This window comes from Microbacterium murale, assembly GCF_014635185.1.
Taxonomy (GTDB): Bacteria; Actinomycetota; Actinomycetes; order Actinomycetales; family Microbacteriaceae; genus Microbacterium; species Microbacterium murale.
Window position 1 is genome coordinate 317,403 of record NZ_BMCM01000001.1, and the last position, 14,748, is coordinate 332,150.

13 protein-coding genes are annotated in these 14,748 nt (G+C 68.3%); 5 read left to right on the plus strand and 8 right to left on the minus strand.

Annotation, left to right across the window (positions count from 1 at the left end):
• Both IEV67_RS01480 and galE read left to right on the plus strand, forming a co-directional pair.
• Entirely contained in the window at window positions 1-1,362 is a 1,362-nt protein-coding gene (locus IEV67_RS01480) for an 8-oxoguanine deaminase (protein ID WP_188434758.1), read from the plus strand.
• A 61-nt stretch (window positions 1,363-1,423) separates the two neighbouring features.
• Window positions 1,424-2,401 carry a UDP-glucose 4-epimerase GalE gene (gene galE / locus IEV67_RS01485; protein WP_188434759.1) on the plus strand — a complete coding sequence of 326 codons (978 nt, stop codon included), beginning with the start codon at window positions 1,424-1,426 and terminating at the stop codon, window positions 2,399-2,401.
• 6 nt (window positions 2,402-2,407) lie between these two features.
• Here galE and IEV67_RS01490 read toward each other — a convergent pair whose 3' ends face one another.
• Genes IEV67_RS01490 through IEV67_RS01500 form a run of 3 tightly spaced genes read right to left on the minus strand, consistent with a single transcriptional unit; the run spans window position 2,408 to window position 5,833 of the window.
• Entirely contained in the window at window positions 2,408-3,742 is a 1,335-nt protein-coding gene (locus tag IEV67_RS01490) for an MFS transporter (protein ID WP_188434760.1), read from the minus strand.
• 31 nt (window positions 3,743-3,773) lie between these two features.
• On the minus strand, window positions 3,774-4,697 hold the full coding sequence (locus IEV67_RS01495; protein ID WP_188434761.1) for a polysaccharide deacetylase family protein: 924 nt from the start codon (window positions 4,695-4,697) through the stop codon (window positions 3,774-3,776).
• The gene (locus IEV67_RS01500; RefSeq protein ID WP_188434762.1) at window positions 4,694-5,833 is read right to left on the minus strand and encodes an ROK family transcriptional regulator; all 1,140 of its coding nucleotides are present in this window, start codon (window positions 5,831-5,833) and stop codon (window positions 4,694-4,696) included. The genes IEV67_RS01495 and IEV67_RS01500 overlap by 4 nt, the downstream gene beginning before the upstream one ends.
• Window positions 5,834-5,946: 113 nt before the next feature.
• On the opposite strand from IEV67_RS01500, the gene IEV67_RS01505 reads away from it, so the two are divergent.
• Window positions 5,947-7,413: a carboxylesterase/lipase family protein gene (locus IEV67_RS01505; RefSeq protein ID WP_188434763.1), complete on the plus strand. Its 1,467-nt coding sequence runs from the start codon at window positions 5,947-5,949 to the stop codon at window positions 7,411-7,413.
• Between the two features lie 3 nt (window positions 7,414-7,416).
• On the opposite strand, the gene IEV67_RS01510 is transcribed toward IEV67_RS01505, so the two are convergent.
• From IEV67_RS01510 to IEV67_RS01530, 5 genes are all read right to left on the minus strand, one after another.
• Entirely contained in the window at window positions 7,417-7,950 is a 534-nt protein-coding gene (locus IEV67_RS01510) for a gluconokinase (RefSeq protein ID WP_188434764.1), read from the minus strand.
• Complete coding sequence (manD, locus tag IEV67_RS01515; RefSeq protein ID WP_188434765.1) at window positions 7,940-9,178, minus strand: D-mannonate dehydratase ManD; 1,239 nt, start codon at window positions 9,176-9,178, stop codon at window positions 7,940-7,942. The genes IEV67_RS01510 and manD overlap by 11 nt, the downstream gene beginning before the upstream one ends.
• Window positions 9,179-9,193: 15 nt before the next feature.
• A complete protein-coding gene (locus tag IEV67_RS01520) occupies window positions 9,194-10,612 on the minus strand; it encodes a mannitol dehydrogenase family protein (RefSeq protein ID WP_229702627.1) in 1,419 nt (472 codons plus the stop codon).
• Window positions 10,609-12,015, minus strand: coding sequence for a glucuronate isomerase (uxaC, locus tag IEV67_RS01525; protein ID WP_188434766.1), 1,407 nt, complete (start codon window positions 12,013-12,015; stop codon window positions 10,609-10,611). Before uxaC ends, IEV67_RS01520 begins: the two co-directional genes overlap by 4 nt.
• Before the next feature lie 77 nt (window positions 12,016-12,092).
• Complete coding sequence (locus tag IEV67_RS01530; protein WP_188434767.1) at window positions 12,093-12,302, minus strand: adenine nucleotide alpha-hydrolase family protein; 210 nt, start codon at window positions 12,300-12,302, stop codon at window positions 12,093-12,095.
• Window positions 12,303-12,429: 127 nt separating this feature from the next.
• Between IEV67_RS01530 and IEV67_RS01535 the strand changes: the two genes are divergently transcribed.
• Window positions 12,430-13,527: a LacI family DNA-binding transcriptional regulator gene (locus IEV67_RS01535; protein WP_188434768.1), complete on the plus strand. Its 1,098-nt coding sequence runs from the start codon at window positions 12,430-12,432 to the stop codon at window positions 13,525-13,527.
• A 138-nt stretch (window positions 13,528-13,665) separates the two neighbouring features.
• On the plus strand, window positions 13,666-14,697 hold the full coding sequence (locus tag IEV67_RS01540) for a TRAP transporter substrate-binding protein (protein WP_188434769.1): 1,032 nt from the start codon (window positions 13,666-13,668) through the stop codon (window positions 14,695-14,697).
• The last annotated feature ends 51 nt before the right edge of the window (window positions 14,698-14,748 follow it).

Sequence of the window (14,748 nt, forward strand, 5' to 3'; positions counted from 1 at the left end):
ATGACACGTATCTGGCTCCGCGATCCGCTCGCGATTCACCTGGGATCGGATGCCGATCCCGCGGCCGCTGCGCGCGGCATCGTCGTCGACACGGCGCTCGGAACGATCGTCGAATTGGTCGGTCGTGGCGAGCAACCACAGGTCGACGAGGTGTTCGACGCCGGCTCGCATGTGATCACGCCCGGCCTCATCAACACGCATCACCACTTCTACCAGACCCTCACCAGGGCCTGGGCGCCGGTCGCGGATCTTCCGCTGTTCGGGTGGCTCGTCAACCTGTATCCGGTATGGGCGCGGCTCACCCCTCGGGCTCTGGAGCTGGCGACGACCGTGGCGATGGCCGAACTGCTCCAGTCCGGCTGCACGACGGCGGCCGATCACCACTACCTCTTCCCGACCGGCATGGACGATGCGATCGACATCCAGGTCGACGTCACCCGACGGCTGGGCATGCGCGCGATGCTCACGCGTGGTTCGATGTCGCTCGGAGAGGACGACGGCGGGCTGCCTCCGCAGCGCACCGTGCAGGATCCAGATGTCATCCTCGCGGATTCGGAGAGGCTGGTGAATCGCTACCACGAGCGCGGTGACGGCGCGAGGGTGCAGATCGGCCTCGCACCGTGTTCGCCGTTCTCGGTGACGACGTCGCTGATGGCCGACTCGGCGACGCTGGCGGAGCGGCTCGACGTGCGACTGCACACCCACCTCGCCGAGACGCTGGACGAGGAGCAGTTCTGTCGCGAGCGCTTCGGCATGCGCACGGTCGAGTATCTGGACTCGGTCGGATGGCTGTCGAATCGCACCTGGCTCGCGCACGGAGTGCACTTCAACGAGGACGAGATCGCGGCGCTCGGTGCCGCGGGCACTGCGGTCGCGCACTGCCCCACCTCGAACATGCGCCTGGCAAGCGGCATCGCGCGTGCCGTGGAATTGGAGGATGCCGGAGTGCCGCTCGGGCTGGGCGTCGACGGTTCCGCGTCGAACGATGCCTCCAACATGATCCGCGAGGTGCGCCAGGCGCTGTACCTGCAGCGGCTGCGGTACGGCACCGAGCAGGTCTCGAGTGCGCGCGTGCTCGACTGGGCGACCGCCGGATCCGCAGCTGCCCTCGGCCGCACCGACATCGGCCGGATCGCCGTCGGCATGCAGGCCGATCTCGCGATGTTCCGGCTCGACGGCCTCGCGTTCTCCGGCTCTCACGACCCGATCGCCGCTCTCGTGCTGTGCGGCGCTGAGCGCGCCGACCGCGTCATGGTCGGCGGCGAGTGGCGTGTGCGCGACGGCGAGGTCGTCGGCCTGGACGTCGAGGCGCTCATCGCCGAGCACCAGCAGGCCGCCCGCGCCCTCGTCGCCGGCGTCTGACACCCGTCCGGCAGGCGGTGTCGGGCCTGAAAGAATGGATGCTTCGAGGAGAAGGAGCCACATGTCCTGGATCGTCACCGGCGGAGCCGGCTACATCGGAGCGCACGTCGTGCGTGCACTCGCGGATGCCGGGCTCACACCGGTCGTGCTGGATGACCTGTCCAGTGGCGTCGCGTCGTTCGTCCCGGAGGGCGTGCCGTTCGTTCAGGGCAGCATCCTCGATTGCGACCTGGTCGAGAAGGCGCTCCGCGACCACCGGGCCGAGGGCGTCATCCACGTCGCGGGCTTCAAGTACGCCGGGGTCTCGGTGCAGCGGCCGCTGCACACCTACGCCCAGAACGTCGAGGGCACGCGCGTGATCCTCGAGGCGATGGAAGCCGCCGGCGTCAGCAACATCGTCTTCTCCTCCTCCGCTGCTGTCTTCGGCACCCCCGACGTGCCACTGGTCGTCGAGGAGACCGCGAAGAAGCCGGCGAGCCCTTACGGTGAGTCCAAACTGATCGGCGAGTGGATGCTGCGTGACCAGGCGATCGCGACGGCCGAGTCCGAGCATCCGCTGCGCCACACCTCGCTGCGCTACTTCAACGTCGTCGGATCCGCCGACCCGACCGTCTACGACGTCAGCCCCCACAACCTCTTCCCGATTGTGTTCGAGGCGTTGCTCGCCGGCAAGACTCCCCGCATCAACGGTGACGACTACGCCACGGAAGACGGCACGAACGTGCGCGACTACGTGCACGTGGGCGACATCGCGGCCGCTCACGTGGCGGCAGCCAAACGCCTGGCGTCCGGCGAGAGCATCGAACCGGCGTACAACCTCGGCTCCGGCGACGGCCTGAGCGTGAAGCAGATCATGGATGCCGTCGTGCGCGTCACCGGCATCGACTTCACGCCCGAGATCGGCCCTCGCCGTGCCGGCGACCCAGACCGCATCGTGGCGACAGGCGAGCTCGCCGCCCGCGACCTGGATTGGAAGATGCGCTATACAGTCGACGAGATGGTGCGCACGGGCTGGGAGGCGCGGCGCGCGGCCGAGTAGACCGACTCAAGGTGCTGCGACGACGTCGCGGGCGCGGATCGGGTAGAGGAAGAAGCACACCCACGCCAGCATCGTGAAGGCCATCGGCACGACGGCGAGCATGATCCGGATGCCGCCGTCTACGGCATCCGGCTGAGCATCGCCGAGCGCGGCATCGAAGCCGCTCGCATTCAGCACCCACGCGGCGACGACCGCCTGCAGCACCACGGACCCGCGCACGACGAACCCGTTCACGCCGAAGTACACGCCCTCACGCCGATGCCCCGTGCGCGCGGCGTCGTCGTCGATGATCTGGGCGAGCACGACCTCGAGCAGCTGCAGCAGTCCGCCGACTCCGACACCGACCGCGACGCCGACCAGCGCCGCACCGAGCACCGAACCCGGCACCAGGTAACCGAGCACCGCGACGGCGAAGACTCCGACCGCCCAGAGCACCGCCGTCCGCGGCGACGTGCGCTGCACCACCCTGCTCCACAACAGGATCGCCGGGATCGCGACGACGAAGATCACACCGAGAAGGATGCTGCTCTCCCCCTCCGCGGCATGCAGCGAGTACCGCGCGTAGAACGGGATGGCCGCGAGGATCACGGCTATCGCGGTCTGCACGAACAGCGACCCGAGCACGTACGGCACGAACGCGCGGTTCGCGAAGGTGTAGCGCAGCTGCGCCGTCCACTTCATCGGGGCTTCCAAGGCGACCTCGCCTCGACGCTCGAGCATCCCGCCGGCGAACGACCAGACGAACAGCACCAAGCACACCAGACCCAACGCGATCGCCATGCCGGGCCAGCCGATGCTGTCGTACAGCAGCGGGGCTCCGGCCGTGCCGAGGATCATGCCGACGATCGCGAACACCTGCCGCGGCACATTGCCGCGGGAGCGCTCGGCCGTCGTGCGGAAGATCTCCGGGAACAGCGCGGAGATGTTCAGCACGACCACCACGAACGCGATGTCGTACACGGCGACGACGACGAGGAACCAGGCGATCAGGCCGCCTGCGGACAGCGCCGGCGGCATCCAGATCAGCGCGAACGCCACGACGAGCGGAACGATCCCGAGCCCGATCCAAGGAATCCGACGCCCCCACGGCGTGCGGATCCGGTCGGACAGCGCCCCCACCAGCGGGTTGAGCAGGGCGTTCAGGATGCCGTGCGCGATCATCGCGGCAGCCACCCATTCCGCAGGCACGGCGAGGTGGGCGACGTAGAAGTAGACGACGAACGCGGAGAACGTCTGCGCCATCAACTGGATCGGGAACCCAGAGGCCCCGAATGCCACAGACTGAGCGCGGGTGGGCGCAGCATCCAGACGACGATCGCGGATACGCGCTGCAAGGCTCATTGCTAAGGCTCCCGTTGGCGCTGCGCGTCACTCAAAGATTGCGTTGCACACTGCGCAGCGCACGCCAGCTTATCCGGATGAGTCCTTCCTGCTCGATGGTTTCGCGAATGACAGGATCGGAGAGCAGCCGCCGCTCGTAGCCGCGTTTCGCCGCGCCGTAATCGACCGCGGCGCGCAGCTCGTGCCCGTCGACCATCGGATGCAGATAGATCTCGGTCACCCCCGCAGGCACCGCGCGCAGCAGCGCCACGAAGCCGTCACGGATCTGCTCGTACGTCTCTTCAGCGTCGGTGCCCTCGCCCGCCAACTCGAACGGATGCGTCCAGAGTCGGTCGAGGATGACGATCCCCGCAGCGTCCGCGGCTGCAGTGGCACGGTCGAGCGCCGGCTGCATCGCCGTGTCGATACCGACGCCGTCGGCGATCCGGGGCAGCCGGAACGGAAGCCCGTGACGGGAGGCGAGCGCGAACACGGGGCCGAGGAAGTCCCTCCCGGTGTAGAGCCCGTAGACCGAACCCATGTGGTTGTCGAGGTGCGTGACGTCGACGCCGGCGGTGAGCGCGGCGTCGATCTGCGCCGCGAGTTCGGCCGTGACGTCTTCCATCGATGCCCGTTCTTCCACGGTTCGCACCTCGGTCGGGAAGCAGCCGTCGCGATCGACGAGGCTCGTCCCCGCGCCGGTCAGCGGGCGCCAGCGGTAGCGGCTCCACTCGCTGGTGAGCACGAGGTGCACGCCCACGCTCGCATCGGGATGCGCAGCCGCGAACTGGAGCGCTTCCGGCGCCCATGCGCACGGCAGCATGACCGTCGATGAATCGAGGTGACCGGCGACCAGCAGCTCGGTGATCGCCTCGTTCGCCGCGTGGCACATGCCGAAGTCATCCGCGTTGAGGATGATCGCGCGCGCTTCGCCGCCGAGTCCAAGTCGGGTTGTGAGATCCGATGGCGCCGTCATCGGGCGACCATGCCGCCGATTGAGGCGAACCTGGCGAACATGGATTCACGAAGGGCGGATGCCGCCTGACCGATCGCGCCGACCATCGTCGCCTCTCTCCCGAACGCCGAGGGGACGAATCGCAGCGCGAGCAGATGCGACAGCGCCTCTGCCGCGCGGTCGACCGCGGCCACGAAACACGGATGCGCCGCGTGACCCGCCAGGACGAACGCCTCCGGATCGATCACCAGCGTCACGCTGCCCGCGACGATCACGAGACGCCTCGCCAATTCGTCGACCATCGCCTTCGCCGCGGTATCGCCATCGGCACAGGCGTCGAGGTGCACCAGCAGCGGGTCAGCCGGATCCCTGCCGTGCAGGAGCGCGAGATCCTCCACGACGTCCTCGTTGAGCACAGGCACGCCGATCGGCACCGGCGGCTGGGGAACGTATTGCACCTCGCCCGCGATTCCGGCGGCGCCGCGACGCAGCACCCCGTCGAGAACGGTGCCCGCGCCGAGTCCCTGGTCGATCATCAGGAGCGTGAAGCTCGACAGGTCCTGTCCGACTCCGTTGTCCGATTCGGCGAGCGCGGCGAGGTTCACGTCGTTCTCGATGTGGACGGGGCACTCGACGTGGGCGACGAGAGCTGTGCGGAACGCACCGCCGTCCGGCCCCTGGTCGTCTCTGATCTCGCCGTCGGGCGTGACGATCCCCGGCATGGCGACGACGACATGGCGCAGCGGCCCCCGCGCATCCTGGCGGCACTCGGCGATCAGAGCGGCGATGTCGGCGGCGCGCTCTTCGATGTGACCGAGCGGCGCATCGCTCTGGGCGCGTACTGCACCGGTCGGGTCGACGAGCGTGACGTGCATCGAGGCGTGGTCGACATGCACGGCCGCCGCGAATCCGAGCCCCGGATGAAGGGAGACCCGGGTCGCCGCCGGACCACGCGTGGCTCGGTCCACCCCAGCGGTTGCTACGGCGTCCCCGGCTTCGAGCATCCGAAGGACCTGAGTGACGGCTGTCCGCGACAACCCGGTCTCACCCATCAACTCCGCTCGAGTCAACGGCCCGCGTCGTGCCAGCGCCTCCAGGATCGCTCTCACGTTCATCGTTCGCAGCAGGGTCTGTGGACCCGCCAGAGGTTTGGTCACAACGTTTCCTCGTGCATCGTTGCGGCCAGTATGGCACGCCGTGTCTCACATAGCGACACTTTGTGTCGCACTCATCAGACGAAGATCACGAGGCACCCCGATACTCTCTAGTCGTGACCGCATCGCCCATCGCCACCACTGCTTCCGGTCGCGTGCGCGGCTTCTGGCGAGACCACGGCACACCCGCGGCATCCGCAGCCTTCCTCGGCATCCCGTTCGCCAGAGCGCCTATCGGCGCACTCCGATATGCGGCGCCCGTGCCACCCGAGCCGTGGACCGACGTGCGCGACGCCACTGAGTACGGCGCCACCGCGCTGCGCGCAACGGGCACCGACACACTCATCCCCGAGCCCGCGATCGCCGGCGACAACACCCTGAACGTGAACGTCTTCACGCCCTCGTTGGATGCGTCACTGCCGGTTCTCGTGTGGATCCACGGCGGCGGCTACACCGAGGGCTCACCCGCAAGCCCCTGGTACGACGGCAGCACCTTCAATCGCGACGGCGTCGTGACGGTGTCGATCTCGTACCGGCTCGGTTTCGACGGGTTCGGCTTCATCGAGGGCGCGCCCCACAACCGCGGAGTGCTCGACTGGATCGCCGCCCTCGAATGGGTGCAGAAGAACATCGCGGTCTTCGGCGGCGACCCGAGCCGCGTGACGATCGGCGGGCAGTCCGCGGGCGGCGGAGCCGTACTGGCTTTGCTCGGGATGCGGTCGGCGCAGCATCTGTTCCGCGGAGCGATCTCGATCTCAGGTGCGCTGGCCGACGTGCCGCTCGATCACGCTCGAGAGCGCTCGAGTCGGCTGGCTGCGCTCGCAGGCGTCACCGCCGATGTCGAAGGCTTCCGCTCCGTCGACGAGGCCGCACTGCACGGTCTGCAGAGCGAGGCCGCGAGCGCCAAGCACGGCCTGGCCGCGCTTGCCGATCAGCTTGCGAGCGGCCCGTCGTGGGGGCCGATGATCGACGGCGACCTCATCTCCGAGGCGACCGTCGACGCGCTGCGTGCGGGGGTCGGCGGCGACAAGCCGCTGCTGCTGGGCGCCGCCGATGACGAGTTCACGATGGTCGCGGAGCGCGAGCGATCGAAGCTGCGACTGATCCCCGCGGCATTGCTGATGCGCCTCTTCCTCGGCAATCGCGATGCACGCCGGGCGTACCTCGAGGCGAATGCGCCGCAGCGGGCGAAGGGCACCGCCGCGATGATCGGGCGCTACATCAGCGACCACGTGTTCCGCGCGCTCGTGCCGCGCGTCGCGGAGGCGAGGAACAGAGCGGATGCCCCGACCTGGGCCTATCGGTTCAGCTGGGTCTCGCCCGCCAAGGGCTGGGCGTGCCACTGCCTCGACGTGCCGTTCTGGTTCGACGGCCTCGACCGGGAGCGGGTGGAGGCCCTCGCGGGGGCGCACCCACCCCAGTCGCTCGCAGACGAGATGCACGCGGCCGCGGTGCGCTTCATCACGGATCGGGATCCGGGCTGGCCGGCCTGGCGTTCACGACCGGGGACGACACGGGTGTTCGACGGGGCGGGCCCGCACGTCACCGATACTGCCTACGACAGCGTGCTCGCACTGCTCTGACGCTCAACGACCCGAACGAGCCCCGAGCCGTTCGAGGATCTCGCGCACGATCTCCTCGGGCGTCTTGTCGACCACGACGACCATGCCGGCCTCGTCGGAGTCGAGCTCTTCCAGCGTCGCAAGCTGCGAATCGAGCAGCGCTGGCGGCATGAAGTGCCCCGTCCGCGCATCCGCCCGACTGCCGAGCAGTTCCCGCGAGCCGTGCAGATGCACGAACAGCACGCCGGGCGCCGCCGCGCGGATGCGGTCCCGGTAGACGCGACGCAGCGCGCTGCAGGCCAGCACGAGACCATCGCTCTCGTGAGCGGCGAACCGGCCGCCCACCGCATCGAGCCACGGCCAGCGGTCCTCGTCGGTCAGCGGCGTCCCCGCGTTCATCTTCGCGCGGTTGGCCTCCGAGTGCAGGGGGTCGGCGTCTTCGAACGTGACGCCGAGCGCCGCGGCCAGAGCGATCCCGACCGTGGACTTGCCTGCGGCCGAGACGCCCATGACACAGATCAGAGGCGCGCTCTCGCCCGGTCTCGCATCACCAGTCATGAACAGTTCCGTCGGCGAGGCGGTTGTACGGCAGGTAGGCCTGCTCGTACGGGTACTTGCCCGCCTCGTCCATGTTGAGCTCGACACCGATGCCCGGGTTGTCACCCGGGTGCAGCAGGCCATCCTTCCAGGTGAACGACTGCTCGAACACCTGGTCGGTCTTCGCGCCGTGCTGCATGTACTCCTGGATCCCGAAGTTGTGGATCGCCAGCCCCAGGTGCATCTGAGCCGCCATGCCGACCGGCGAGATGTCGGTGGGGCCGTGGAAGCCCGACTTGATCTGGTACAGCGCCGCGTAGTCCATGGTCTTCTTCAGCGGGGTGATACCACCCATGTGGGTGACTGCGCCGCGCATGTAGTCGATGAGCTGGTCGCGGATGAGGTCCTTGAAGTCCCACACCGTGTTGAAGATCTCACCGATGGCCAGCGGCGTCGTGGTGTGCTGACGGACGAGCTTCAGCGCCTCCTGGTTCTCAGCCGGGGTGCAGTCCTCGAGCCAGAAGAGATCGTACGGCTCGAGCGACTTGCCGAGCTTCGCGGCCTGCAGCGGCGTCACACGGTGGTGGCCGTCGTGCAGGAGCGGCATCTCAGGGCCGAACTCGTTGCGAACAGCTTCGAAGACACCGGGGAGGTGACGCAGGTACGCACGGGTGTCCCAGTCCTCCTGCACCGGCTTCGCACCCCGGCGTGCCGGCTCGTGGTCGTAGCGCGCTTCGCCGCCGCCGGTGTCGGCCGCCTGCGACGCGATGCCGTAGATGGCCTTGAGGCCCGGGACGCCGGTCTGCACGCGGATCGCGCGGTAGCCCTGCTCCTGGTGCGAGCGGATCGAGTCGAACAGCTCGGGCAGCTCCTTGCCCGACGCGTGGCCGTACGCGAGCAGACCCGAGCGGGATGCGCCGCCGAGCAGCTGGTACAGCGGCATTCCCGCCGCCTTCGCCTTGATGTCCCACAGCGCCATGTCGACGGCGGCGATCGCGGCCATCGTGACCGGACCGCGGCGCCAGTAGGCCGAGCGGTACAGGAACTGCCAGGTGTCCTCGATGCGCGACGCGTCGGAGCCGACCAGCAGCGGCACGACGTGCTCCTGCAGGTATGCGACGACCGCCAGTTCTCGGCCGTTCAACGTCGCATCGCCGAGACCAGTGTGCCCCTCGTTCGTCGTCAGCTTCAGAGTGACGAAGTTGCGGTCGGGGCTGGTGACGATGACTTCAGCCTTTTCGATGATCATGATTCCTCCAGGGTGTCAGTTCTGAGTGAAGTTCGCGGCGGCACGGGCGACCGCTGCGACGATTTCGGGTTCTGTGAGGCGCTCGTCGATCAGCGCGAGCAGCGCCGGGATCGCGCCTTCGCCCCGAGACGCGGCATCGGCCACTGCCTGGCCATTGGTGTCCTCCGGCAGCGCGCCGTCCAGCGCACGAGCGGCCCACGCGCCGAGCACGCGGATGCTTGCAGCTCCATCGCGACCGGCGGAGCGCTCGGCGAGCAGCACCTCGAGGATGCGCAGGCGCAGCTTCGTCGTCCCGTCCTTGCCGATCTGCGCGAGCAGGTGCTGGATGCGGGCGTTGTCGAAACGCTCCAGAAGAGCAGCACGGTAGTCGTCGATGCCGAGGTGCGGCTCGGTGAGATGACGTGCGGCCTCATCCCACAGCTCGTTCACCCAGCCGCGGATCACCGGATCGCCGATCGCCTGCGCGACGGTCTCGTGGCCGCGGGCTGCGCCGGCATACGCGAGGAAGGAGTGCGAGCCGTTGAGCAGCCAGAGCTTGCGACGCTCGAAGGGGTCGATGTCGTCGACGAAGCGCGCTCCCGCCTTCTCCCAGGCAGGCCGGCCGGCGGGGAACTCGCCGCTGATGACCCAATCGTGGAAGGGCTCGGTGACGACCGGGCTGCGGTCGTCCCACCCGGTCTCGTCCCTCACGAGCTCGATCTCGGCCTGCGTGGTCTTCGGCGTGATCCGGTCGATCGACGTCGACGGGAAGGCCACGTGCTCATTCAGATAGGCGAGCGTGTCGGATGCACCGGCGAGTCGAGCGAACGAGGTCAGGGCCCGCTGCGTCAGCTCGCCGTTGCCGGGCAGGTTGTCGCACGAGACGACGGCGATCGGCCCCGCATCCGCACGACGACGCGCCTCGAGCCCGACGAGCAGTCGCGCGAGGGCCGTGGTCGGCGCGCTCGACAGCTCGAGGCGGTCCGCGGCGAGATGCGTGCGCAGCCATTCGACGTCGGCAGCGACGGTCTCGTCCGCGAGATCTGGCTCGTGCGCGGCATCCAGCGCGTACCCCGCCTCGGTGATCGTGAGGGTGACCAGCGCCGTGGCAGGGTCGGCGAGGGTCTCGGCGAGGACATCGACGCGGGCCCCATCGACCGCGTCGACGATGCTGTCGATGAGTGCGATGCTGTCGCCGGCCGCTGATCGCTCGATCAGCGAGTACAGGCCGTCCTGCGCATCGAGTTCCTGCGCTGCCGCGGGGCTGCGCCCGGTGAAGGAGCGGATGCCCCATTCGTTCGCCTCATCGACGATGTCGGTGTACCAGGCCTGGTGGGCGCGGTGGAAGGCGCCGAGCCCGAGATGTGCGATGCGGACCGGCGCACGATCGAACGAGCGCCCTGCGCGATCGGCCGCCGCTGCGCGACTCAGCGCGGTCATGACCGTCTCGGTCACAGCTTGAACGCCTTCCGCGGCACGGTGGTGACGAGATCGACCGCGATGCGCTCGGCCTGCGCCAGCGGGATGCGCCCCTCGCCCACCAGGCGCGCGAGGAAGGCGGAGTCGAGGCGGCGAGCCATGTCATGACGTGCCGGGATCGACAGGAACGCCCTGGTGTCGTCGATGAAGCCGGAACCGCGGTAGAAGCCCGCGGTCTCGGTAACGGACGCACGGAAGCGGAGCACGGCATCCGGTGCATCGAGGAACCACCACGGCACCCCGATGAAGACGCTCGGGTAGAAGCCGGCGAGCGGAGCGATCTCACGCGAGTAGACCGTCTCGTCGACCGTGAACAGCACGACGTGCAGACCGCGCTCGAGGCCGTGCTTCTCCAGAAGAGGACGCAGGTTCTGCGTGTACGACGTGGTGAGCGGGATGTCATGGCCGGTGTCGGGCCCGAAGCCCTCGAAGGTCGCCGAGGAGTGGTTGCGGTAGACACCGGGATGGATCGTCATGACGAGACCGTCGCGTGCACTCATCCCCGCCATCCGCAGCAGCATGTTGCCGCGGAACTCGCGCGCGCCTGCGGCATCCAGCTCGCCGGCGACCGCACGACGATAGAGAGCGGATGCTTCGTCGTCGGTGAGGTCGACCGTGTAGGGCTCGATGACACCGTGATCCGCAGAGACCGCTCCGTGCGCGATGAAGTGCGCTCGGCGGGCTTCGAGCGCCGCGAGGTAGCCCCGGAAATCATCTGTCGCCGTGCCGTTCGACGCAGTGAGGCGCTCGACACGATCGGCGAAACCGGCAGCCGTCGGGTCGAGGTAGGCGTCAGGACGGAAGGTCGGAAGCACTCGACCGCGGAAGGTGTCGTCCGCGGCGAGTGCCGCGTGCACGGCGAGGTCGTCCATCGGATCGTCCGTCGTGGCGAGGACCTCGATGCCGAAGCGCTCGAACAGCGCGCGCGGCCGGTACGCGGGATCGCTCAGTCGCGCGGCGATCGCGTCGTACGTCGCGTCCGCCGTCTCGGCGGACGGCTCCACGTCGATCCCGAAGAGCGTGACGAGCTCATGGGTGAGCCAGTAGCCCGATGCCGTGCCTGCCAACAGCTGCCAGTTCTCGGCGAACAGTCGCCACACGGAGCGAGGGTCGGCGCCGGCAGCGCTTCCCGCGCCGAGCGATGCGAGATCGACACCGGCGGCATGCAACAGGCGCGTGACGTAGTGGTCCTTGGTGATGAACAGCTCTGCCGGGTCGGAGAACGGCAGATCGTCGCGCAGCATCGCCGGATCGACGTGACCGTGCGGGGAGATGATCGGCAGGTCCGCGATCGACGAGTACAGATCGCGAGCGACGCTCCTTAGCGCGGGTTCCACAGGCAGGAGGCGGTCGGCATCGAGTTCGAGCGGTGCAGGCATTCCTCCATGATTCAGGCGCCGCGCAGGGACGTCAACCGGTTGCCATATGTGGCCATGGGATCCGTTTCGCGTCGGAATCACTCCGAATCGATGTTCACGGCGACGCGGTCGAATCCCGCGCCGCGCACCGCGCGCAGCACTTCGGCGCGCAGCGGTTCGCCCGTGATGGACGCGATCTCGCCGAGCGGAACATCGAGGCAGGCGAGGCCTCCGTAGGGGCGGACGCGCACGTGCCCCAGGCCGAGGCGCCCCAGCTCCGACTCTGCCATCTCGGTCTCAGCGAGCATGTCCTCGTTCAAGAGGTTCCCCATCGTCGTGCGCACAGCGCTGCCTGTTCTTCCCCTCATTCAGGCGTGGACGGCAAGAGACCGCAATCGGTTGCCATCAGTTGCACGTCCGGCTTATGCTCACCGCATGACGGACGAAGGCAAGTACGGCGGAGGTCGGAGGTCGCGCCCGACGATCTATGACGTCGCGGCCGCGGCCGGCGTCGCCCCTTCGACCGTGTCCAGGGCCTTCTCACGCCCTGGCCGAGTGAACGCCGAGACTGCGGAGCACATCCGGCAGGTCGCGACAGAGATGGGATATCGCACCAATCCGCTCGCCCGCGCACTGCCGACGGGCAAGACCTCGCTGCTGGCGATCATCGTCGCCGACGTCACGAACCCGTTCTTCTTCGAACTGCTGCGCGGCGCGGACGACACCGCGACGAAGGCGGGCTACACCCTCCTGGTCGCCGACGTGCAGGAGTCGGTCGAGGCGGAGCGTCAGGCACTGGACCGGGTGCTCCCGATGGTGGAGGGCGTCGTGCTGGCGACATCGCGGATGTCGGATTCGTCGATCAGGGTGGCAGCGAAGCAGCGCCCGACCGTCGTCCTCAACCGTTCGATGAGCGATATCGCCAGTGTCGCGACCGACAACGCACGCGGCATGCGCAGAGCGGTGGAGCATCTCGGCGCGCTCGGGCACACGAGCATCACCTACGTGGCGGGCCCCGACGCCTCGTGGGCCAACGGCATCCGCTGGCAGGCGCTGCGCGAAGCGTGTCACGAGCTCGGGCTGCGCGCACGCCGGATCGGCCCGTTCTCGCCGACGCAGGCCGGTGGCCTCTCCGCCGCCGGCGAGCTCGCGGCGACACCGAGCACCGCGGTGATCGCCTACAACGACCTGCTGGCGATCGGCCTGATGCGCGGGCTGCAGAGCCTCGGCATCCGCATTCCCGACGATGTCTCGATCGTCGGCTTCGACAACATCTTCGGCGCCGACTTCTGCACCCCGCAGCTGACGACGGTCGCGGCTCCCCTGCGCCAGCTCGGCGCTGTGGCGGTGCAGACGCTGCTCGATGATCTGCGTGGCACACCGCGAGTGCCGCGGACGTCACCGGGCGGACCGCTCAAGACCGCACTGCTGCCCGCGCGGCTCGTGATCCGCGCGTCGACGGGGCCGTCGCATCCGACCAATGACTGGCCCAACGGCGGGCGTCCGGCCGCCGACGAGGGCGACGAAGACTGATCGCAGCGCCGTGCGAGCGGGCGCGGCAATCCGTGGCAACTGGTTGCCAGATTCTCGATGCAGATGGATGAATGAATGGTGGCCGGACCGATCGACGCCGATCGTCATCCGAAATCACAGCGCTCAAAGGAGAACCACATGCGGAGCAACACCAGGGTCGCCCTCATCGCGACCACAGCGATCACCGCCCTCGCACTCGCCGGATGCTCAGGCGGAGCCGGCAACGGCGGCGAAGGCGACGGCGGCAGCACGAGCACCACAGTCATGAAGCTCGCCCTCAACCAGCCAGAGACGCACCCCTCGTTCATCGCCCTCGAGGCGTTCGGCGAGCAGCTCAAGGAGGACACCGACGGCCGCTGGGACATCGAGGTGCACGCGAACAGCACACTCGGCAACCAGGACGAGTACCTGCAGTCGGTCAGCCAGGGCGTCATCGACCTCGCGATCGTCTCGGCGCCGCAGCTCGAGAACCTCAACAAGGACTTCGTACTCTTCAGCCTTCCGAAGGTGTTCGATGACATCGATCACCAGATGTCCGTGCTCTCCGACGACGAGATCGTCGGCGACCTGTACGGCTCGCTGGCCGAGAGCAACAACATCGACGTCGTGGGCGGCCTCACCCAGGGCGAGCGCAGCATCTACCTGAAGGACACCATCGCGGAGACGCCCGCCGACCTCGAGGGCAAGAAGATCCGCGTGCAGGAGAGCCCCGTCTTCATGGCGATGATCGAAGCCCTCGGCGCGTCTCCCACGCCGCTGCCCTTCGGCGACGTCTACAGCGGCCTGCAGTCCGGTGTCGTCGACGGCGCCGAGAACAACGAGATCTCGTACTTCAGCAACAAGCACCACGAGGTCGCACCGTACTTCTCGTTCACGCGTCACCTGGTCGGCGCCGACTTCCTGATCATCAACAGTGACACGCTGTCTGAGATGTCCGAGGAGGACCGTGCGGCCTTCGACGAGGGCTGGACGGCTGCGTGGGAGCAGCACACCGAGCTGTGGAAGACCGACACGGAGAAGGCGATCGCCGACGCTGAGGCCGGCGGAGCCGAGTTCTCCGAGGTCGACACCGAGGCCTTCACCGAAGCGCTCGAGCCGCTGCTCGACGAATTCCTCACCGAGGACTCGCAGACCACCCTTTACGAAGCCATCCGCGGCGCTGCAGAGTAAGGACCAGACGCGACCGGCAAGAGGGCGCTGAGGGGCCGATCAGGTCCCTCC